At 60.1% G+C, this 19,822-nt stretch carries 20 protein-coding genes; 2 read left to right on the top strand and 18 right to left on the bottom strand.

Annotation, left to right across the window (positions count from 1 at the left end; genetic code table 11):
• Both M0814_RS23290 and leuA read left to right on the top strand, forming a co-directional pair.
• Window positions 1-825: a peptidoglycan DD-metalloendopeptidase family protein gene (locus tag M0814_RS23290; RefSeq protein WP_003227874.1), complete on the top strand. Its 825-nt coding sequence runs from the start codon at window positions 1-3 to the stop codon at window positions 823-825.
• 464 nt (window positions 826-1,289) lie between these two features.
• Window positions 1,290-2,969 carry a 2-isopropylmalate synthase gene (leuA, locus tag M0814_RS23285; protein WP_003227879.1) on the top strand — a complete coding sequence of 560 codons (1,680 nt, stop codon included), beginning with the start codon at window positions 1,290-1,292 and terminating at the stop codon, window positions 2,967-2,969.
• A 167-nt stretch (window positions 2,970-3,136) separates the two neighbouring features.
• On the opposite strand, the gene M0814_RS23280 is transcribed toward leuA, so the two are convergent.
• The 18 genes from M0814_RS23280 to M0814_RS23195 all read right to left on the bottom strand — a co-directional run bounded on the left by M0814_RS23280 (window position 3,137) and on the right by M0814_RS23195 (window position 19,803).
• Entirely contained in the window at window positions 3,137-3,928 is a 792-nt protein-coding gene (locus tag M0814_RS23280) for an amidohydrolase (RefSeq protein WP_103484079.1), read from the bottom strand.
• Window positions 3,916-5,064, bottom strand: a complete 1,149-nt coding sequence (locus M0814_RS23275) for a pyridoxal phosphate-dependent aminotransferase (protein WP_103484066.1) — start codon at window positions 5,062-5,064, stop codon at window positions 3,916-3,918. Before M0814_RS23275 ends, M0814_RS23280 begins: the two co-directional genes overlap by 13 nt.
• Before the next feature lie 249 nt (window positions 5,065-5,313).
• Entirely contained in the window at window positions 5,314-6,786 is a 1,473-nt protein-coding gene (gene der / locus M0814_RS23270; protein ID WP_003227884.1) for a ribosome biogenesis GTPase Der, read from the bottom strand.
• A 212-nt stretch (window positions 6,787-6,998) separates the two neighbouring features.
• Window positions 6,999-8,150, bottom strand: a complete 1,152-nt coding sequence (gene bamB, locus M0814_RS23265; RefSeq protein WP_045122617.1) for an outer membrane protein assembly factor BamB — start codon at window positions 8,148-8,150, stop codon at window positions 6,999-7,001.
• Window positions 8,143-8,784 carry a tetratricopeptide repeat protein gene (locus M0814_RS23260; RefSeq protein WP_003227886.1) on the bottom strand — a complete coding sequence of 214 codons (642 nt, stop codon included), beginning with the start codon at window positions 8,782-8,784 and terminating at the stop codon, window positions 8,143-8,145. Before M0814_RS23260 ends, bamB begins: the two co-directional genes overlap by 8 nt.
• Before the next feature lie 41 nt (window positions 8,785-8,825).
• Window positions 8,826-10,115, bottom strand: a complete 1,290-nt coding sequence (gene hisS, locus M0814_RS23255) for a histidine--tRNA ligase (protein ID WP_003227887.1) — start codon at window positions 10,113-10,115, stop codon at window positions 8,826-8,828.
• Window positions 10,116-10,151: 36 nt separating this feature from the next.
• A complete protein-coding gene (ispG, locus tag M0814_RS23250) occupies window positions 10,152-11,261 on the bottom strand; it encodes a flavodoxin-dependent (E)-4-hydroxy-3-methylbut-2-enyl-diphosphate synthase (RefSeq protein WP_003227888.1) in 1,110 nt (369 codons plus the stop codon).
• 3 nt (window positions 11,262-11,264) lie between these two features.
• Window positions 11,265-12,302, bottom strand: coding sequence for a RodZ family helix-turn-helix domain-containing protein (locus tag M0814_RS23245; RefSeq protein WP_103484065.1), 1,038 nt, complete (start codon window positions 12,300-12,302; stop codon window positions 11,265-11,267).
• Window positions 12,302-13,060 (bottom strand): type IV pilus biogenesis/stability protein PilW, encoded by a 759-nt coding sequence (pilW, locus tag M0814_RS23240; protein ID WP_103484064.1) that lies wholly within the window; start codon window positions 13,058-13,060, stop codon window positions 12,302-12,304. Before pilW ends, M0814_RS23245 begins: the two co-directional genes overlap by 1 nt.
• Before the next feature lie 12 nt (window positions 13,061-13,072).
• Window positions 13,073-14,221, bottom strand: a complete 1,149-nt coding sequence (gene rlmN / locus M0814_RS23235; protein ID WP_003227893.1) for a 23S rRNA (adenine(2503)-C(2))-methyltransferase RlmN — start codon at window positions 14,219-14,221, stop codon at window positions 13,073-13,075.
• A 28-nt stretch (window positions 14,222-14,249) separates the two neighbouring features.
• A complete protein-coding gene (gene ndk / locus M0814_RS23230) occupies window positions 14,250-14,675 on the bottom strand; it encodes a nucleoside-diphosphate kinase (RefSeq protein WP_003227894.1) in 426 nt (141 codons plus the stop codon).
• A gap of 88 nt (window positions 14,676-14,763) precedes the next feature.
• Entirely contained in the window at window positions 14,764-14,964 is a 201-nt protein-coding gene (gene iscX / locus M0814_RS23225; protein ID WP_027619659.1) for a Fe-S cluster assembly protein IscX, read from the bottom strand.
• Window positions 14,965-14,978: 14 nt separating this feature from the next.
• On the bottom strand, window positions 14,979-15,320 hold the full coding sequence (gene fdx, locus M0814_RS23220; protein ID WP_003227897.1) for an ISC system 2Fe-2S type ferredoxin: 342 nt from the start codon (window positions 15,318-15,320) through the stop codon (window positions 14,979-14,981).
• Window positions 15,320-17,185, bottom strand: coding sequence for a Fe-S protein assembly chaperone HscA (gene hscA / locus M0814_RS23215; protein WP_003227899.1), 1,866 nt, complete (start codon window positions 17,183-17,185; stop codon window positions 15,320-15,322). Before hscA ends, fdx begins: the two co-directional genes overlap by 1 nt.
• A gap of 51 nt (window positions 17,186-17,236) precedes the next feature.
• Complete coding sequence (gene hscB, locus M0814_RS23210) at window positions 17,237-17,758, bottom strand: co-chaperone HscB (protein ID WP_003227901.1); 522 nt, start codon at window positions 17,756-17,758, stop codon at window positions 17,237-17,239.
• Window positions 17,759-17,766: 8 nt separating this feature from the next.
• Window positions 17,767-18,090, bottom strand: a complete 324-nt coding sequence (gene iscA / locus M0814_RS23205; protein ID WP_003227904.1) for an iron-sulfur cluster assembly protein IscA — start codon at window positions 18,088-18,090, stop codon at window positions 17,767-17,769.
• Window positions 18,091-18,118: 28 nt separating this feature from the next.
• Window positions 18,119-18,505, bottom strand: a complete 387-nt coding sequence (gene iscU / locus M0814_RS23200; protein WP_003227907.1) for a Fe-S cluster assembly scaffold IscU — start codon at window positions 18,503-18,505, stop codon at window positions 18,119-18,121.
• Window positions 18,506-18,588: 83 nt separating this feature from the next.
• Complete coding sequence (locus M0814_RS23195) at window positions 18,589-19,803, bottom strand: IscS subfamily cysteine desulfurase (RefSeq protein WP_003227909.1); 1,215 nt, start codon at window positions 19,801-19,803, stop codon at window positions 18,589-18,591.
• Between the last annotated feature and the right edge of the window lie 19 nt (window positions 19,804-19,822).

The following is a 19,822-nucleotide window of genomic DNA, read 5'->3' as shown; positions in this document are numbered from 1 at the left end:
ATGCCGCGTTTTTTCGCTCCGTTATTGTTGCTGTGCCTGACCACCTTCAATGCCCACGCCGACAGCTACATCACCCGCCTGCTGAACAAACCGGTGCCGGGCGGCGTGGCCGTGGTTGATCTGGGCAGCGCCACTCAGGCGCCTAAAGCCACCTATCAGGGCAAACCGGTGCTGGTGGTGAAAGAACAGAACAACTGGCTGGCGATTGTCGGTGTGCCGCTGACGGTCAAACCCGGCAGTCAGCAGATCAGCAGCGGCGGACGTAATCTGCCGTTCACCGTCGGCAACAAGAAATACCCGGAACAGCACATCACCCTGAAGAACACTCAGCAGGTCAATCCGAACCCGGCCAACCTCAAGCGCATCGAGGGCGAACTGGCCGAGCAGATCAAGGCTTATCGCAGCTTCAGCCCGAACACCCCGAGCAACCTGCTGCTGGACAAACCGGTCAACGGGCCGCTGTCGAGCAAGTTCGGTGTGCGCCGCTTCTTCAATGGCGAAGAGCGCAACCCACACGCCGGCCTCGACTTTGCGGTGCCGGCCGGTACGCCGATCAAGACCCCGGCGGCGGGCAAAGTGATTCTCACCGGCAACTACTTCTTCAACGGCAACACAGTGTTTGTCGATCACGGCCAGGGCTTTATCAGCATGTTCTGCCACATGTCGAAAATCGACGTGAAGGTCGGCGATCAACTGGCCCGTGGCGCAGTGGTGGGCAAGGTCGGTTCGACTGGGCGGGCGACCGGGCCGCACATGCACTGGAACATCAGCCTGAACGATGCGCGGGTGGATCCGGCGATTTTCATTGGTGCATTCCAGCCGTAATTCTTGATTGAGGCTACCGGCCCCTTCGGGAGCAAGCCCCCTCCCACATTGGATTTGTGTTGTGAACACGATCAACTGTGGGAGCGGGCTTGCTCGCGAAGGCGGCCCATCCCACACCGTAAATCCTGCTGACACCCCACCAGTTTCAATTGCGCCCCAATCAAACCCCGCGCAAACATCAGCACGATCATTCGTCTGAAGCACAATAAAATCGCGCAAAACCTCGCTTTTCGAGTATTCCTCTCAATTTTTTTCGACTGCTTGCCATCCTCTCCCCTCGCGGTTAGGGTTGAAGACATGAAAACCTCTCACACCCTTATTCAGCTTCGCCAGCACCGTAGTTTGTGCCTCGTCAGCGCACGACTGCCGGGCTGAATCGCTGCGCCTCGTCCCAAGCTGTTCCCCGAACATTCGTTCCACCGGCAGGCCGCCTCTTTTCGGCCCAGACAATAAGGATTTTCCCGATGAGCATGCTCAAAGACCCGTCTTCGAAATACCGCGCGTTCCCCGTCATCAATCTGCCGGATCGCACCTGGCCGTCGAAAACCATCGACGCCGCGCCGATCTGGTGCAGCTCCGACCTGCGTGACGGCAACCAGTCGCTGATCGAGCCGATGGACGCGGTGAAGAAGCTGCGCTTCTGGAAAACCCTCGTGCAAGTCGGCGTGAAAGAAATCGAAGCCTCGTTCCCGGCCGCTTCGCAAACCGACTTCGACTTCGTGCGTACCCTGATCGAAGAAGGCCACATCCCGGACGACACCACCATTCAGGTGCTGACCCAGGGCCGTGAAGACTTGATCGAGCGCACTTTCGAATCCCTGCGCGGGGCGAAGAAAGCCATCGTTCACCTGTACAACGCCACCTCGCCTTCCTTCCGTCGCATTGTCTTCAACCAGGACAAGGACGGCATCAAGGCCATCGCGGTCAATGCGGCGAAGCTGTTCGTCAAGTACGCGGCGATGCAGCCGGACACCGAGTGGACTTTCGAATACTCCCCGGAAACCTTCAGCGCCACCGAGCTGGAGTTTGCCAAGGAAGTCTGCGACGCAGTGATCGAGGTCTGGAACCCGACGCCTGAGCACAAGATGATCCTCAACCTGCCGGCCACCGTCGAATGCGCAACGCCGAACGTCTACGCCGACCAGATCGAGTGGTTCGGCCGCAACATCAATCGTCGTGACAGCGTGATCATCAGCCTGCACACCCACAACGACCGTGGCACCGGCGTCGCCGCCACCGAGCTGGGCCTGATGGCCGGCGCGGATCGCGTCGAAGGCTGCCTGTTCGGCAACGGCGAGCGTACCGGTAACGTTGACCTCGTCACTGTGGCCCTGAACATGTACACCCAGGGCGTCGACCCTGAACTGGACTTCTCCGACATCGACGGCGTGCGCAAAGTCGTCGAGGAGTGCAACCAGATCCAGGTGCACCCGCGTCACCCGTACGTCGGCGACCTGGTACACACCGCATTCTCCGGCTCGCACCAGGACGCGATCCGCAAGGGCTTCGCCCAGCAGAAACCGGATACCCTGTGGGAAGTGCCGTACCTGCCGATCGACCCGGCCGACATTGGCCGCAGCTACGAGGCGGTGATTCGTGTGAACAGCCAGTCAGGCAAGGGCGGTATCGCCTACTTGCTGGAGCAGGAATACGGCATCAGCCTGCCGCGTCGCATGCAGATCGAGTTCAGCCAGGTCGTGCAGCGTGAAACCGATCGCCTCGGCCTGGAAATGACCGCCAAGCAGATTCACTCGCTGTTGATCAGCGAATACCTGCAAGCCAACACCCCGTACGCGCTGGTCAGCCATCGCCTGCAGGAAGAAAACGGCAACAGTGCCGTCGAAGTGGAAGTGGCGAGCCAGGGTCAGGGCGAAACCAACCTGCACTGGCGCGGCAAGGGCAACGGCGCGCTGGAAGCCCTGGTGGCCGGTCTGCCGATTCCGGTGGAAATCATGGACTACAACGAACACGCGATCGGCGCGGGCACCAACGCCAAGGCAGCGGCCTACATCGAACTGCGTGTGAACGGTGAGCGTGCGGTGCACGGCGTGGGTATCGATGAAAACATCACCACCGCCAGCTTCAAGGCGCTGTTCAGTGCGCTGAACCGCTCCCTGAGCCAGCCGGAAGCGAAAGCGGCTTAAGCCTTCGCTGACATGCCAAAAGGCCCCGGAGTGTGAACTCCGGGGCCTTTTTTATGCCTGCTGGTTTTGTGTCGCCTGATCGGGCCTCTTCGCGAGCAAGCCCGCTCCCACAGGGTATTGCGTTCTACCTGTGGGAGCGGGCTTGCTCGCGAAAGCGGTCGCGAATATCAAGTGAGTTCGAAGGTATCCGCATCCAGATTCGCCGGGAAGCGCTCGCGATACGCCGCCAGTGGCGCGGCTTCCAGTACAACCTTGAACACGCCGTCCGCCTCCCCCGCCGCCAGCAACGTTTCACCCTGAAAATCCAGCACCTGACTGTCGCCGGTATAGGCGAAGCCCTTGCCGTCGGTGCCAATACGATTCACTGCCGCCACATAGCACAGGTTTTCAATCGCCCGCGCCGGCAACAAGCGGTTCCAGTGCAAACGCCGTGCGCCCGGCCAGTTGGCGGTGTACAGCAGCAGATCGGTGTCCTGCGCGTCGCGACTCCACACCGGGAAGCGCAAGTCGTAGCAAATCAGCGGCCGGATGCGCCAGCCCTTGAGTTCGAACTGCACCTGGCGCTCGCCGGGGGTGTAGTGGTTGTGCTCACCGGCCATGCGGAACAGGTGGCGCTTGTCGTAATGCCAGACTTCACCGTCCGGCCGCGCCCACAGCAGGCGGTTGCGATGGCTACCGTCCGCCGCCTGAATGATCACGCTGCCGGTGATCACCGCATTGAGCTTCGCGGCCTGCGCCTTCATCCATTTGCTGGTCGGGCCATGCTCGGCTTCGGCGAGGGTTTCCGATTCCATGGAGAAGCCGGTGGTGAACATCTCCGGCAGGATGATCAGGTCTGCGCCGCGGGCCTGCTCCAGCAGCACGTCGAAGTGCTCAAGGTTGGCCTGACGGTCGTGCCAGGCCAGGCTGGTCTGGATCAGCGCCAGGTGAAGATCGGGCAATGCACTCAGATCACGCATAGTTTTGCCGCTGCCTCGCGCAGCGTCTCCTCGCGTTTGGCGAAGCACAGGCGCACCAGGCGCTGGCCTTCGGGTGGATTCTGGTAGAACACCGACACCGGAATGCTCGCCACGCCATGTTCGCGGGTCATCCAGATCGCCATGTCGACGTCATTCAGGTCAGGGCGAATCTGCGAGTAGTCGACCAACTGGAAATACGTGCCGGTGACGCGGGTGAAGGTAAAGCGCGACGGCGCCAGCAAATCGCAGAACAGGTCGCGCTTGGCCTGATAGAAACCCGGCAGCTCTTCAACGTGCTCCGGGTGTTCGGCCATGTAGTCGGCCAGGGCGTACTGCAGCGGCGTGACCCCGCAGAAACTGACGTACTGGTGCACCTTGCGCAGCTCGGCGGTCAGCGCCGGTGGCGCCACCACGTAGCCGGTTTTCCAGCCGGTGACGTGATAGGTCTTGCCGAATGAGCTGACCACGAAGGCGCGCTGATACAGCTCTTCGTGGGCCAGCACGCTGACATGCGGCACACCGTCGAACACCAGGTGTTCATAGACTTCGTCGCTGATGAGGTAGATGTCCCGACCCCGGATCAACTCCGCCAGTTGATCCAGTTCGGCACGGCTGATCAGTGCACCGCTCGGGTTGTGCGGGGTGTTGATGACGATCATTTTCGTGCGCGGGCTGAGTGCCGCGGCGAGCTGGTCGAAATCGATGGAGAAATCGTTCGGGTTCAGTTGCACATGCACGCAGCGGCCGCCCGCCAACTGCGTCGCCGGCTCATAGCTGTCGTAGCACGGGTCGAACACGATGACTTCGTCGCCGCTGTGGATAACCGCCTGAATCGCACAGAAGATCGCCTGAGTCGCGCCTGGTGTCACTGTCACTTCGCTATCGGCATCGACTTTCACACCATAGCTGCGCGCGATCTTCGCCGCGATCTGCTCGCGCAGCGCCGGCAGACCGGTCATCGGTGAATACTGGTTATGGCCGCTGGCGATATGCCGACCGACCGCGTCACGCAGGGATTGCGGGCCGTCGAAATCAGGAAAACCCTGGGACAGGTTGATCGCTCCGGTCTGCGCCGCGAGCTGAGACATCTGCGTGAAAATAGTGATGCCGACATTCGGCAGCTTACTGGTGATCATCGAGGGATTCCCTGCTCTACACCCGGCTCTGACGGCGGCGCGGGAGAGCCCGAGAATAGCCCATCCGGCGCCCATAAAAAAAGGGCGCCCAACCGGGCACCCTTCTTTATCGCCGAACCCTGTAGGAGCTGCCGCAGGCTGCGATCTTTTGATCCTGCCTTCAAAGCAAAGTCAAAAGATCGCAGGCTTCGCCAGCTCCTACAGAAGCGGTTGAGCATTCCCACGCAATTGTGGGAACAATCAGCTTGATCACTTCTTGTCGCGGCGCTTCTTGCTGGCTTTCTTGTTGTGCGACATCAAGCGACGCTTCTTGTTGACCTGGCGGTCGGTCAGCGTGTTCTTGTTGCCTTCGTACGGGTTCTCGCCGCCCTTGAACTCGATGCGGATCGGCGTACCGACCAGCTTCAGCACACGGCGGTAAGTGTTCTCCAGATAGCGCACATACGACTTCGGCACTTTCTCGATCTGGTTACCGTGAATCACTATGATCGGCGGGTTCGCGCCACCCAGGTGAGCGTAACGCAGCTTGATCCGGCGGCTGTTGACCATCGGCGGCTGGTGCTCGCTGACCGCGTCTTCGAGAATCTGCGTCAGGCGGCTGGTCGGCCAGCGGGTCACCGCCGACTTGAACGAGTTCTGTACCGAGGCGTAGAGGTTGCCCACGCCCGTGCCGTGCAGCGCCGAGATGAAGTGAATATCGGCGAAGTCGACGAAGAACAGACGACGTTGCAGCTCGACCTTCACATAGTCGCGCTCGCTCGGCGTCATGCCGTCCCATTTGTTGATCGCGATCACCAGCGCACGGCCGGCTTCGAGGGCAAAGCCCAGCAGGTTGAGGTCGTGATCGACCACACCTTCGCGGGCGTCCATCACGAAGATCACCACGTTGGCGTCTTTGATCGCCTGCAGGGTTTTGACCACGGAGAATTTTTCGACTTCTTCGTGGATCTTGCCGCGCTTGCGCACACCGGCGGTGTCGATCAGCGTGTACTTCTCGTCGTTACGCTCGAACGGGATGTAGATACTGTCGCGGGTGGTGCCGGGTTGGTCGTAGACGATCACCCGGTCTTCACCGAGCATGCGGTTGACCAGGGTCGACTTGCCGACGTTCGGACGGCCGATGATGGCGATCTTGATCCCGTCTTTTTCGCTCGGGCCAGGAATGCGCTTGGCTTCCTCGCCTTCGGCGACGATCTCTTCCTCTTCGCCTTCCTGCGGCTCGTCTTCGTCACGCGGGAAATCGCTCAGTGCCGCTTCCAGCAGTTGAGTGATACCACGGCCGTGAGCACCGGCGATCGGGATCGCGTGACCCATGCCCAACGGGGCGAATTCAGCGCGGGCCATTTCCGGGTCGATGTTGTCGACCTTGTTGGCGACCACGTGGGAACGCTTGTTACGCTTGCGCAAGTGTTCGGCGATCATCTGGTCGGCGGCGGTGAAACCGGCCTTGGCATCTACCAGGAACAGCACAACATCCGCTTCTTCAATGGCCAGCAGCGACTGCTCGGCCATTTTTTCGTCCATACCGTGTTCGTCACCGGAGATACCGCCGGTGTCGATCAGAATGTAGGAACGCCCTTGCCACTTGGCCTCACCGTACTGGCGATCACGGGTCAGACCGGACAAGTCGCCGACGATGGCGTCACGAGTCCTGGTCAGGCGGTTGAACAAGGTGGATTTGCCGACGTTCGGTCGGCCCACCAGGGCGATTACGGGAACCATGCGGCTCTCCACTTCGTTATTTCAGAAAATACAAAAGCCGCTGCGAGGCAGCGGCTGGTGCTCGGGGCAACACTGTGGGAGCGGGCTTGCTCGCGAAAGACCGTAGCAGCACCGCGTTTAATCAGGCTGTACGCGTCTTCGTTGACGCCCTTCGCGAGCAAGCCCGCTACCACAAATGAAGCTGCCTGGGGCGTTAACCCCAAGCATAGTTGTTACTTGATGGTCAGGGCTTCCAGTTTGCCGCTGTTGCCATACACATAGATCGTGTTGCCCACCACCAGCGGACGGGCACGCAGGCCGTCACTGTCGATACGCTCACGACCCACAAAACGACCGTCCACCTGGCTCAACAGGTGCAGGTAACCTTCCAGGTCACCGACGGCTACGTAGCTGGAAAATACTTCCGGCGCCGACAACTGACGGCGAGCCAGCGAGTCGTTGCTCCACAGTGCAGTGGTCGAACGCTCGTCAACGCCTTCAACGGTGCCCGAAGACAGACTCACGTAGACGTTGCCGAAACCTTGAGCGACACCGGCATAGCTCGATGCATCGCGCTGCCAGAGTTGGCGACCACTCTGCAGATCAAGTGCTGCCACGCGACCCTGGTAGCTGGCAACGTACAGCGTTTCGCCGGACAGCAGCAGGCCGCCGTCGATGTCGACCACGCGCTCCAGTTCCGAACGACCGGTTGGAATCGCGACCCGTTGTTCCCAGACCGGTACACCGTTGGAAATGTCCAGGGCGACCACTTTACCGGTCGACAGGCCAGCCACCGCGAGGCGGTTGGTCACGACCGGTGCGCTGGTGCCGCGCAGGGTCAGTACCGCTGGGGTGCTGTCGTAAATCCAGCGACGGTTGCCGGTGGCGGCATCCAGGCCGATCAGACGATCGTCCTGAGTCTGTACCACCACGACGTCACCGTTGTTGGCCGGCGGCGCGAGGACTTCGCTGGAAACCCGGGCGCGCCACTTCTCTTCGCCATTGATGGCGTCGAGCGCAACGATTTCACCCTTGAGGGTACCGATCGTGACCAGACCGTAACCCACGCCAACGGCGCCGGAAACAGGCAGTTCAAGCTCTTTTTTCCACTTCACGTCGCCGTTGTTGCGATCCATGGCCATCACGATGCCGTTCACGTCGGCCGCGTAGATGGTGTCACCGTCGATCGCCGGTACCAACATGTTGTAGGTTTCGCCCTGACCGTCACCGATCGAACGACTCCACTGCTTCTGCAGAACGACTTCTTCTTTGAAGGAGGTCAGTTCGGCCGGTGGCAGTTCTTTTTTGCTGTTGCTGCTGCAACCCGCGGCCAGAATGGCCAGAGCCAGCAATGCTGCATGCTTCCAACGGATCACGTCACGCATCCCCTTTGGCCAGGTCGTCGAGCTTGATTTGAAGGCCACCGACTGCCGCTTCATCCGACAGTGCCGCCTTGGCTTTTTGATACGCGGTGTTCGCTTCGTCAGTACGACCCAGCTGAACCAGCAAGTCGCCCTTGAGTTCTTCGCGAGTGGCCAGGAACGCCTTGTCAGCATCACCGTCGAGCAGCTTCAGGGCTTCATCGGCCTTGTTCTGCGCACCCAGCACCTGCGCCAGACGCTGACGGGCGATTTCGCCCAGCGCCGGGTTGGCCGGTTTGGCAACGATGGCTTTGAGTTCGGTCGCGGCGTCGTCCAGCTTGCCGCTGTCGACCGCTACTTTCGCCACGAACAGGCTGCCGTACTGCGCGTACGCGGTGCCGCCGAATTCGCTGTTGAGCTTGCCGGCCAGATCCGCAACGCGGGCAGCGTCAGGCTTGCCATCCGGGGTCAGCGTGGTTTCCAGCAATTGTTGATAGAGCACCGAGGCGCCTTGCGACTGGTTGCTCTGATACTTGTGATAAGCCTGCCAGCCGAACACGATGACCAGCGCCAACAGGCCACCGGTGACCAGAGGTTTGCCGTTGCGTGTCCACCAGTCCTTCAAATCCGCCAACTGTTCGTCTTCGGTACTCGACACCCCAATACTCCTTAATCGCTAAATCGGCTGTTTAGACAGCTTCAACCCTGCACGACGCAGGTGGCCAGGTGAGCGGCGAGCGCATCCCAGGCAATGCTTTGTTGTTCGCCCTGGCCACGCAGGGGTTTGAAACCTACCACTTGCTGGGCCATTTCGTCGTCACCGAGGATCAGTGCATACAGTGCACCGCTCTTGTCGGCTTTCTTGAACTGGCTTTTGAAGCTGCCGGCGCCGGCATTGACTTGCAGACGCAGGTTTGGAAGCTGGTCACGTACACGCTCGGCCAGGGCCAGACCGGCCAGTTCGGCCTGCTCACCAAAGGCGCAGAGGTAGACGTCGACCTGACGGGAGATTTCTTCCGGGATCTGCTCCAGGGTTTCGAGCATCAACACCAGACGCTCGATACCCATGGCGAAACCGACGCCTGCGGTCGGCTTGCCGCCCATCTGCTCGACCAGACCGTCGTAACGACCGCCCGCGCAGACAGTGCCCTGGGCGCCGAGCTTGTCGGTGACCCATTCGAATACGGTTTTGCTGTAGTAATCGAGACCGCGCACCAGTTTCGGGTTGAGCACGTACGGGATGCCAACCGCGTCCAGACGCGCCTTCAGACCTTCGAAGTGCGCACGGGACTCGTCGTCCAGGTAGTCGGCCATCTTCGGCGCATCGACCAGTACGGCTTGAGTGTCGGCATTTTTGGTGTCGAGCACGCGCAGCGGGTTGGTTTTCAGACGACGCTGGCTGTCTTCGTCGAGCTTGTCGTGGTGCGCCGAGAGGTACTCGACCAGCGCTTCACGATAGCGACCACGGGACTCGCTGGTGCCCAGGCTGTTGAGTTCGAGCTTGACCGCATCACGGATACCCAGCTCGCCCCACAGGCGCCAGGTCATGATGATCAGTTCGGCGTCGATGTCCGGACCGTCGAGGTTGAACACCTCCAGACCGATCTGGTGGAACTGGCGATAACGACCTTTCTGCGGACGCTCGTGGCGAAACATCGGGCCGATGTACCAGAGTTTCTGCACCTGGCCACCGCCGGTGATGCCGTGCTCGAGCACTGCACGCACGCACGCCGCGGTGCCTTCCGGACGCAGGGTCAGGGAGTCGCCGTTGCGGTCTTCGAAGGTGTACATCTCTTTTTCGACGATGTCGGTCACTTCACCGATCGAGCGCTTGAACAGCTCGGTGAATTCGACGATCGGCATGCGGATCTGCTTGTAACCGTAGTTATCCAGCAGACGCGCGACAGTGCCCTCGAAATAACGCCACAGCGGGGTCTGTTCGGGCAGGATGTCGTTCATGCCACGAATGGCTTGCAGAGACTTGCTCACTATAAATCCTTAAATTCGTTCGGCTTTCAGTCAGGCTCAGCCGCGCGCGATGACCGCTGCGTCAGCTTCGACCTTTTCGGCCGCTTTCTGGCGGATCAGCTTTTCCAGCTCGTCCACCAGATTGTCATTCGTCAGTTTCTGCGACGGCTTGCCGTCGATGTAAATCAGGTTTGGCGTGCCGCCGGTCAAGCCGATATGGGCTTCCTTGGCTTCGCCGGGGCCGTTGACCACGCAACCGATCACCGCGACATCCAGCGGCACCAGCAGGTCTTCAAGGCGCCCTTCCAGCTCGTTCATGGTCTTGACTACATCGAAGTTCTGCCGCGAGCAGCTCGGGCAGGCGATGAAGTTGATGCCACGGGAACGCAGATGCAAAGACTTGAGAATGTCGTACCCGACCTTCACTTCCTCGACCGGATCGGCCGCCAGCGAGATGCGGATAGTATCGCCAATCCCCTCGGCGAGCAGCATACCTAGGCCCACGGCGGATTTCACTGTGCCCGAACGCAAACCACCGGCTTCGGTGATACCCAAGTGCAGCGGCTGGACGATTTCTTTCGCCAGCAGACGGTAGGCTTCAACGGCCATGAACACGTCAGAGGCTTTCACGCTGACCTTGAAGTCCTGGAAATTCAGGCGTTCGAGGTGCTCGACGTGCCGCAGCGCGGACTCGACCAGCGCAGCCGGGGTCGGCTCGCCGTATTTCTTCTGCAGGTCTTTTTCCAGGGAACCGGCGTTGACGCCGATGCGGATCGGAATCCCGCGATCACGGGCGGCATCGACCACGGCGCGCACCCGGTCTTCACGACCGATGTTGCCCGGGTTGATGCGCAGGCAGTCCACACCCAGTTCGGCCACGCGCAGAGCGATCTTGTAGTCGAAGTGGATGTCGGCAACCAGCGGCACCTTGACCAGTTGTTTGATCTTGCCGAACGCCTCGGCGGCGTCCATGTCCGGTACCGAAACGCGGACGATGTCGACGCCGGCGGCTTCCAGACGATTGATCTGCGCGACGGTGGCAGCCACATCATTGGTGTCGCTGTTGGTCATGCTCTGCACAGCGATAGGCGCATCGCCGCCGACAGGCACGTTACCGACCCAGATCTTGCGCGAAACGCGACGTTTGATTGGAGATTCGCCGTGCATGACTTATTGACCCAACTTCAGGCGAGCAGTCTCGCCACTGGTGAACGGAGCGATATCGACCGGTTGGCCGTTGTAACTGACCTGTGCGGCGCGAGCCACACCCAGACGCACCGCCAGTGGCGGCTTGCCAGAAACCGAAACGCTGTCGCCTTTATGTTTCAGACCACTGAACAGCACTTTGCCGCGACCGTCGGTGACCTGTGCCCAGCAATCGGCGGTGAACTGCAGTTGCACCTGGCCGTCGCCGGCAGCTGGGGCAGCCGCTTCTACGCTTGGCGCAGCTGTGGCCGCGGTCACTGGAGCGGTGACGGTCGGCGCTGGTGTGGCCGGAACGTTAGGTGCTGGAGTCGCCGGGGTGGCCACCACCGGAGCCGGTGTATGAACCGGTGCGGCTGGCGTGGTCGCAGCCGGGGCGGCTGGAGCAGTTGCCGGAGCGGCAGGCTCGGCACCCGTCGCTTCAGCGGTGGTTTCCGATTGCGGCAGTGCGAGAGCGGTTGCGCCCTCGGCCTGACCTTCGGCAACGGCCTGGTCTTCCGGCTCATCGATCGGGTGAATCTGCGTGGTGCCGTCGGCGCCTTCGACTTCGACGTGCTCCGGAACCAGGCTGGTCAAGTCTTTGGTGCGCAGCGAGGTCTGATCCTGCCACCAGACGAAACCGCCGCCGATGACCGCGATCAGCAACAACAGGCTGACGATACGCAAAATGGTGTGGGAAACCCGCACCGGCTCTTCGATACGCCCCAACGCATGCACATTGCTGCCTTGGGAGTCGGTACCGGTGGACTGGTCGAATTGCTGGACCAGAACGGTCTGATCCATGCCGAGCAACTTGGCGTAAGCGCGAATGTAACCGCGAGCGAAGGTATGCCCCGGCAGCTTGTCGAAAGCGCCAGCTTCAAGATTGCTCAGGGAAGTCACGGTGAGGTTGAGCTTGAGGGCCACTTCGGCCAGCGACCAGCCATTGCTTTCGCGGGCCTGGCGCAAAGTCTCACCGGGATTAACGCGAGTCGCTGCTACAACTTCGGGATGCGCCGCTTTCATCATTGCTCCGACAGGTATTGCTGATATTCCGGCGTACCGGGATAGAGTCGTTTTAATTGCAGGCCATAACTGGCGGCCTTGTCGCGATCTTCAAACACTTTTGCCAGCCGAACGCCGAGCAATAGACTACGTGCATTTTGCTCGGTTAGCAGGCTGAAACGGTCGTAATAGTCACGCGCGGGCACATAATGCCTGTCTTCGAAGGACAACTCAGCCATTTCCAGCAAAGCACGCGGTTGTTGACGGTTCAGCCGCAGGGCTTTTTCCAGTTGCTGCTGCGCCAGATCCCGCTGCCCGAGCTTCGAGGCGGTCATGCCGAGGTTCTCGAAGACCCGCGAACGCTCAGGATACAGGGTATCGGCGGCTGCCTGCTCAAAACGCTCGTAGGCTTCCTTGTAACGCTGTTCTTCGTAGAGAAAACTGCCGTAGTTATTGAGGATTCGTGCATCGGTGGGACGCGAGGACAGGGCTTTGCGGAAATGTTCGTCGGCCAGTTTCGGCTCCATTTCGGCCTGGAACACCAGCCCGAGGGCGGCGTTGGCATCAGGATCGGAATCGTCCAGCTCCAGCGCCTTCTTCAGCGGCACCTTGGCCCGTTCGGTCATCCCTTGCTGCAAGTATCCCAATCCCAACTGCACGTAGGCGGCACGCGCTTCGTCGCGGCCCTTGCTGGTCTTCATCGTGTTGTAGTCACCCGACAGGACACAACCAGCACACAGGCTGGCCATCAGCAACAGCAGCGCAAAGCGCAGGGACATAGAGATCCTCTCTTAGTTAGTGTTCGCGGCGTTCTGTGCCAGATCGCTGTCGGCGCTCAACTCGCGCACGGCGATGTAACGTTCGCTGCGACGGGTACGATCCAGCACCTGCCCTACCAATTGACCACATGCGGCGTCGATGTCTTCACCACGGGTGGTGCGGACAGTGACGTTAAAGCCGGCCTGATGCAACTGATCCTGGAACCGACGAATGGCGTTGTTGCTCGGCCGCTCGTAACCGGAATGCGGGAACGGGTTGAACGGAATCAAGTTGATCTTGCACGGAATGTCTTTGAGCAGCTCGATCATTTCCACGGCGTGCTCAAGCTTGTCGTTGACGTCCTTGAGCAAGGTGTACTCGATGGTCAGCACACGCTTCTCGCCAAGGGCGGACATATAGCGCTGGCACGACTCGAGCAGCATCTTAAGCGGATATTTCTTGTTGATCGGCACCAATTGGTTACGCAATGCGTCATTCGGTGCGTGCAGGGACAACGCCAGGGAGACGTCGATGTGCTTGGCCAGCTCATCGATCATCGGCACCACGCCCGAAGTGGACAGGGTCACGCGGCGCTTGGAGATCCCGTAGCCCAGGTCATCCATCATCAGATGCATGGCGGCCACGACGTTGTCGAAGTTCAGCAGCGGTTCGCCCATGCCCATCATCACCACGTTGGTGATGGCGCGGTCGATGGTGGCGGGAACACTGCCGAAGGATTTGTTGGCAATCCACACCTGACCGATGACTTCGGCGGCGGTGAGGTTGCTGTTGAAGCCTTGCTTGCCGGTGGAGCAGAAACTGCAGTCCAGGGCACAGCCTGCCTGGGACGAAACGCACAGAGTGCCGCGTTTGCCCTGGGGAATGTAGACGGTCTCGACACAGCTGCCGGACGCCACGCGCACCACCCACTTGCGGGTGCCGTCGCTGGAAATATCCTCGCTGACCACTTCGGGACCACGGACTTCAGCAATAGCCTTGAGCTTGTCGCGCAAGGCCTTGCTGACGTTCGTCATGGCGTCGAAATCATCGACGCCAAAGTGGTGAATCCATTTCATTACCTGACCGGCACGGAAACGCTTCTCCCCGATTGAGTCGAAGAATTTTTCCATTTCCGGCTGGGTCAGACCCAGCAGGTTTGTTTTAACAGTCGATGTAGTCATGGATTCACCTTCACTCTTTAAGCAATGCTTAGCGAGTGGTTACTTCAGTAGCTGCGAAGAAGTACGAGATTTCACGAGCAGCAGCGGCTTCGGAGTCCGAACCGTGAACGGCGTTGGCGTCGATCGACTCAGCGAAGTCAGCACGGATGGTGCCAGCAGCAGCTTCTTTAGGGTTGGTAGCGCCCATCAGCTCACGGTTGCGAGCGATAGCGTTTTCGCCTTCCAGAACCTGAACAACCACTGGACCGGAGATCATGAAAGCAACCAGGTCACCGAAGAAACCGCGCTCTTTGTGCTCAGCGTAGAAGCCTTCAGCTTCGGCTTTGGACAGCTGCTTCATTTTCGAAGCAACAACTTTCAGACCAGCCTTTTCGAAACGGGTAACGATTTCGCCGGCAGCGCCTTTTGCAACAGCGTCAGGCTTGATGATGGAGAAAGTACGTTGAACAGCCATGGTGTAACTCCAGAAACAGTAATTTGCGAAAAATTAAACCCGCGAATTATACGCGGGTTCTTGGGTATTGCCTAACCTGCGAGGACGATCAGTCGACTTCTTCGATCCAGAGTGCCTGAACCGCTTCCAACACCTTCTCGCCGACACGGCCAGAGGTGTTGTCGAAGTCAGGCAATTCCATGATCCATCGCTGCAGGTCGACGAAATTGACAGAAAGCGGATCTACATCCGGCTTGGCTTCGGCCAATTCTTCTGCAATGCGTTGAACATCATTCCAACCGTAGCTCATGACAGTCTTACCAGTCAGTGCGGCGCTTCGGCCGCATGGTTAAGCGAATATTTCGGAATCTCGACGGTGATGTCTTCTTCGCCGACGATAGCCTGACAGGCCAGGCGCGATTGCGCTTCCAGGCCCCAGGCGCGATCGAGGAAGTCTTCTTCCAGCTCGTCCGCCTCTTCCAGCGAGTCGAAACCCTCGCGGATGATGCAATGGCAAGTGGTGCAGGCGCAGACGCCGCCGCAGGCACTTTCCATCTCGATATGGTGTTCGTGAGCCAGATCGAGAATCGAAGTGCCGGGTTCGGCCTCGACCACCATGCCTTCAGGGCAAAACTTCTCGTGGGGCAGAAAAATGACCTGCGGCATCAGATATCCTCGATTTCATTCAGATTGCGCCCCGACAGAGCGGCTTTCACCGTCAAATCCATGCGGCGGGCAGCAAAAGCATCGGTCACTTGCGACAGACGCTTGGTCTGCTGCTCGATGGCGTAACCATCGGTGCCTTTCATCAGTTCGGCCAGTTCCTGCATCTGCAACTCGATGACCATGCGCTCTTCGGCGTCGAGCAAACGCTCGCCATCGGCCTCCAGAGCGCCCTGCACCGCTTCGATCAGGCGCTGGGCATCGACTTGCTGCTCGCGCAGGACGCGGGCGACCTTGTCGTCATTGGCGTGCTGGAACGAATCCTTGAGCATCTTGGCGATTTCGCCGTCGGTCAGGCCGTAGGACGGCTTGACCTGAATGCTCGCCTCAACGCCCGAACCCAGTTCGCGGGCAGAAACACTGAGCAGACCGTCGGCATCGACCTGGAAGGTCACGCGAATCTTCGCCGCACCGGCCACCATCGCCGGAATGCCGCGCAGTTCGAAGCGCGCCAGGGAGCGGCAGTCGCTGATCAGCTCGCGCTCCCCTTGGAGCACATGGATCGCCATGGCCGACTGGCCGTCTTTATAAGTGGTGAAGTCCTGAGCACGGGCGACCGGGATAGTGGTATTGCGCGGAATCACCTTCTCCATCAGCCCGCCCATGGTTTCCAGCCCCAGGGACAGTGGAATCACGTCGAGCAGCAGCAGTTCGCCGCCATCGCGCTTGTTGCCAGCCAGCGTATCCGCCTGGATCGCGGCCCCGATGGCCACCACTTGATCCGGGTCGATTTCCGTCAATGGCTGACGACCGAAGGCTTCGGCAACGGCCTCGCGTACACGTGGAACGCGAGTCGAACCACCGACCATGACCACGGCATGCACGTCTTCCAGCTCGATACCGGAATCACGCACGGCGCGGCGGCAGGCTTTCAGGCTGCGCGCAACCATTGGCTCGATCAGCGCATCGAAGGCTTCGCGGGTCAGCTGCGCTTTCCAGTCACCGTAGGCGACTTCAACGCTGGCCGCATCGGTCAGGGCTTCTTTCGCCGCGCAGGCAGTTTGCAGCAGATTGCGTTGCGCACCCGGATCGAGATCGGCGGACAGGCCGGCGCTCTCGATGATCCAGCCGGCAATCGCGTGATCGAAGTCATCGCCGCCCAGGGCGCTGTCGCCGCCGGTGGCCAGCACTTCGAACACACCGCCAGTCAGACGCAGAATCGAAATATCGAACGTACCGCCGCCCAGGTCATAAATCGCCACCAGACCTTCGGCATGCTGATCCAGACCATAAGCCACGGCAGCCGCCGTCGGCTCGTTGAGCAGGCGCAGCACGTTCAGACCGGCGAGTTTCGCCGCATCCTTGGTGGCCTGGCGCTGAGCATCGTCGAAATACGCCGGAACGGTGATCACCGCACCGACCAACTCGCCACCCAGGGTCGCTTCAGCACGCTGACGCAGGACCTTGAGGATATCGGCGGAGACTTCGACCGGGCTTTTCGGGCCTTGCACGGTGTCGATGAACGGCATGTGCGATTCGCCACCGACGAAGCGGTATGGCAGTTGCTCGCCCAATTGCTTGACGTCGGACAGGCCACGCCCCATCAGGCGCTTGACCGACAGCACAGTGTTCAAGGGATCGGAAGACGCGGCCAGTTTGGCCGACTCGCCAACCTCGACGCGGTCGGCGTGATAACGCACGGCGGACGGCAGGATGACCTGCCCGTCAGCGTCGGCCAGTGGTTCGGAAAGACCACTGCGCAACGCAGCGACCAGCGAATTGGTAGTGCCCAAGTCGATTCCCACAGCCAGACGACGCTGGTGCGGTTGAGGACTTTGGCCGGGTTCGGCGATCTGCAGTAGGGCCATCGTGATCAGGACTTATCTGTATATCAGGCGTGCGACCGGAGCGGCACTGGGTTAATCGTCGAGGCGCTCTTCTAACTGGCGCACTTCGTAGGTGAGCTTGTCGAGGAACTGCATGCGCCGCATCAGGCGTTCGGCCTGTTCGCGTTGCGCTGCATCATCCCAACAGGCTGCGAAGCTTTCGTTCAACTGTTCCTGAGCCACTTTCAGGCGACGCTTGAATACCGCGACACCGTCGAGGTCGGCGCTGTCCTGGAGGTCTTCGAGCTCTTCGCGCCACTGCATCTGCTGCAAAAGAAACTCGGGGTCATGGACCGTGACTTCCATCGGCACTTCATGCCCGCTGATGGTCAGCAGGTAGCGTGCACGCTGGGCCGGACTCTTGAGCGTCTGGTACGCGTCGTTGAGCCGCGCCGACTGCTCGAGCGCCGACCGCTGCTCGCGCTCGGAGGCGTCGGCAAAGCGGTCAGGATGAACACCGCGCGCCAACTCACGGTAGCGCGTGGCCAACTGCTCGAGATCCAGGCGAAAGCTCGGTTGCAGCTCGAATAAAGCGAAATGACAAGGAATACCCACGACAAGCCTCAGATGTTGAAGCTTTCGCCGCAGCCACATTCACCGCGAACGTTGGGATTGTTGAACTTGAAGCCTTCGTTCAACCCTTCCTTGACGAAATCGAGCTCGGTGCCGTCCAGGTAGGCCAGGCTTTTCGGGTCGATGATCACTTTCTCGCCGTGACTTTCGAACACCTGATCCTCGGCAACCACCTCGTCGACAAACTCCAGCACGTAGGCAAGGCCGGAACAGCCTGTGGTGCGAACACCCAGACGAATCCCTTCACCTTTGCCGCGCCCGTCGAGGGAGCGTCGCACGTGTCGAGCAGCCGCTTCTGTCATGCTGATAGCCATCGTTGACTCCTTACTCGTCGCGCAATGCTTAGATCAAGCCTTTCTTCTGCTTGTAGTCGCGAACAGCCGCTTTGATAGCGTCTTCAGCGAGTACCGAGCAGTGGATTTTCACTGGCGGCAGGGCCAGTTCTTCGGCCAGCTGAGTGTTCTTGATGGTCTCGGCCTCGTCCAGCGTCTTGCCCTTCATCCACTCGGTGGCCAGGGAGCTGGAAGCGATTGCCGAACCGCAGCCGTAAGTCTTGAACTTGGCGTCTTCGATAACGCCCTGATCGTTGACCTTGATCTGCAGACGCATCACGTCGCCGCACGCCGGAGCGCCGACCATGCCGGTGCCGACATCCGGGTCTTCCGCGTTCATCTTGCCGACGTTGCGCGGGTTTTCGTAGTGGTCGATGACCTTTTCGCTGTAAGCCATGATGCTTAATCCTCACTCATCAGAGAGTCGCTCTTTAAGCCCCGCAACCTGGGGTCGCAGGGCCGGTTCGCGGCGACTTGAAATCAGTGTGCCGCCCACTCGATTTTCGAAATGTCGACACCGTCTTTGTACATGTCCCACAGCGGCGACAGAGCGCGCAGCTTGGTAACGGCCTCGCAGACTTTCTGCGCGGCGTAGTCGATTTCTTCTTCGGTGGTGAAGCGGCCGAAGGTGAAACGGATCGAGCTGTGTGCCAGTTCGTCGTTGCGGCCCAAGGCGCGCAGTACGTACGAAGGCTCCAGGGACGCCGAGGTGCAGGCCGAACCGGACGATACCGCCAGATCCTTGAGCGCCATGATCAGCGACTCGCCTTCAACGTAGTTGAAGCTCAGGTTCAGGTTGTGCGGAACGCGGGCGGTCAGGCTGCCGTTGACGTACAGCTCTTCCAGGTGCTCGACCTGCTTGAAGAAACGATCGCTCAGGGCCTTGATGCGTACGTTTTCGGCAGCCATGTCTTCCTTGGCTACGCGGAAGGCTTCGCCCATGCCGACGATCTGGTGGGTCGCCAGAGTGCCGGAACGCATGCCACGTTCGTGACCGCCGCCGTGCATGGTCGCTTCGATGCGCACACGCGGCTTGCGGCTGACGTACAGGGCGCCGATTCCTTTAGGGCCGTAGGTTTTGTGGGCGGAGAACGACATCATGTCGACTTTCAGCTTCTGCAGATCGATCTCGACCTTGCCGGTGGACTGAGCCGCGTCAACATGCAGCAGAACGCCCTTGGAGCGGGTCAGTTCGCCGATGGCAGCGATGTCGTTGATGGTGCCGATTTCGTTGTTCACGTGCATTACCGACACCAGAATGGTGTCTTCGCGCAGTGCCGCTTCGATCATCGCCGGCGTGATCAGACCGTCTTCGGTCGGCTCGAGGTAGGTCACTTCGAAACCTTCGCGCTCCAGTTGGCGCATGGTGTCGAGAACAGCCTTGTGTTCGATCTTGCTGGTGATCAGGTGTTTGCCTTTGGAGCCATAGAAATGCGCCGCACCCTTGATTGCCAGGTTGTCGGATTCGGTGGCGCCGGACGTCCAGACGATTTCGCGCGGGTCGGCGTTGACCAGATCGGCCACCTGACGACGGGCATTTTCGACGGACTCTTCAGCTTTCCAGCCGAACACGTGGGAACGGGACGCCGGGTTACCGAAGTTTCCGTCGACCAGCAGGCATTCACTCATCTTTTGCGCAACGCGCGGATCGACCGGGGTGGTCGCAGAGTAATCAAGGTAAATCGGCAATTTCATGGACTATCTCCTAAATCAG

Source organism: Pseudomonas sp. MWU12-2020, assembly GCF_023100605.1.
GTDB classification, from domain to species: domain Bacteria; phylum Pseudomonadota; class Gammaproteobacteria; order Pseudomonadales; family Pseudomonadaceae; genus Aquipseudomonas; species Aquipseudomonas fluorescens_H.
The sequence above is the reverse complement of the archived record's forward strand: the minus strand, read 5'-3'. Positions and strand labels throughout refer to the sequence as shown.

Bases quoted from the DNA above. Each gene is read 5' to 3' on its own strand.
- M0814_RS23290 (WP_003227874.1), top strand. From the start codon at position 1: ATGCCGCGTTTTTTCGCTCCGTTATTGTTGCTGTGCCTGACCACCTTC.
- leuA (WP_003227879.1), top strand. From the start codon at position 1,290: ATGAGCATGCTCAAAGACCCGTCTTCGAAATACCGCGCGTTCCCCGTC.
- M0814_RS23280 (WP_103484079.1), bottom strand. From the start codon at position 3,928: ATGCGTGATCTGAGTGCATTGCCCGATCTTCACCTGGCGCTGATCCAG.
- M0814_RS23275 (WP_103484066.1), bottom strand. From the start codon at position 5,064: ATGATCACCAGTAAGCTGCCGAATGTCGGCATCACTATTTTCACGCAG.
- der (WP_003227884.1), bottom strand. From the start codon at position 6,786: ATGGTTCCCGTAATCGCCCTGGTGGGCCGACCGAACGTCGGCAAATCC.
- bamB (WP_045122617.1), bottom strand. From the start codon at position 8,150: ATGCGTGACGTGATCCGTTGGAAGCATGCAGCATTGCTGGCTCTGGCC.
- ispG (WP_003227888.1), bottom strand. From the start codon at position 11,261: ATGCACGGCGAATCTCCAATCAAACGTCGCGTTTCGCGCAAGATCTGG.
- M0814_RS23245 (WP_103484065.1), bottom strand. From the start codon at position 12,302: ATGAAAGCGGCGCATCCCGAAGTTGTAGCAGCGACTCGCGTTAATCCC.
- pilW (WP_103484064.1), bottom strand. From the start codon at position 13,060: ATGTCCCTGCGCTTTGCGCTGCTGTTGCTGATGGCCAGCCTGTGTGCT.
- rlmN (WP_003227893.1), bottom strand. From the start codon at position 14,221: ATGACTACATCGACTGTTAAAACAAACCTGCTGGGTCTGACCCAGCCG.
- ndk (WP_003227894.1), bottom strand. From the start codon at position 14,675: ATGGCTGTTCAACGTACTTTCTCCATCATCAAGCCTGACGCTGTTGCA.
- iscX (WP_027619659.1), bottom strand. From the start codon at position 14,964: ATGAGCTACGGTTGGAATGATGTTCAACGCATTGCAGAAGAATTGGCC.
- fdx (WP_003227897.1), bottom strand. From the start codon at position 15,320: ATGCCGCAGGTCATTTTTCTGCCCCACGAGAAGTTTTGCCCTGAAGGC.
- hscA (WP_003227899.1), bottom strand. From the start codon at position 17,185: ATGGCCCTACTGCAGATCGCCGAACCCGGCCAAAGTCCTCAACCGCAC.
- iscA (WP_003227904.1), bottom strand. From the start codon at position 18,090: ATGGCTATCAGCATGACAGAAGCGGCTGCTCGACACGTGCGACGCTCC.
- iscU (WP_003227907.1), bottom strand. From the start codon at position 18,505: ATGGCTTACAGCGAAAAGGTCATCGACCACTACGAAAACCCGCGCAAC.
- M0814_RS23195 (WP_003227909.1), bottom strand. From the start codon at position 19,803: ATGAAATTGCCGATTTACCTTGATTACTCTGCGACCACCCCGGTCGAT.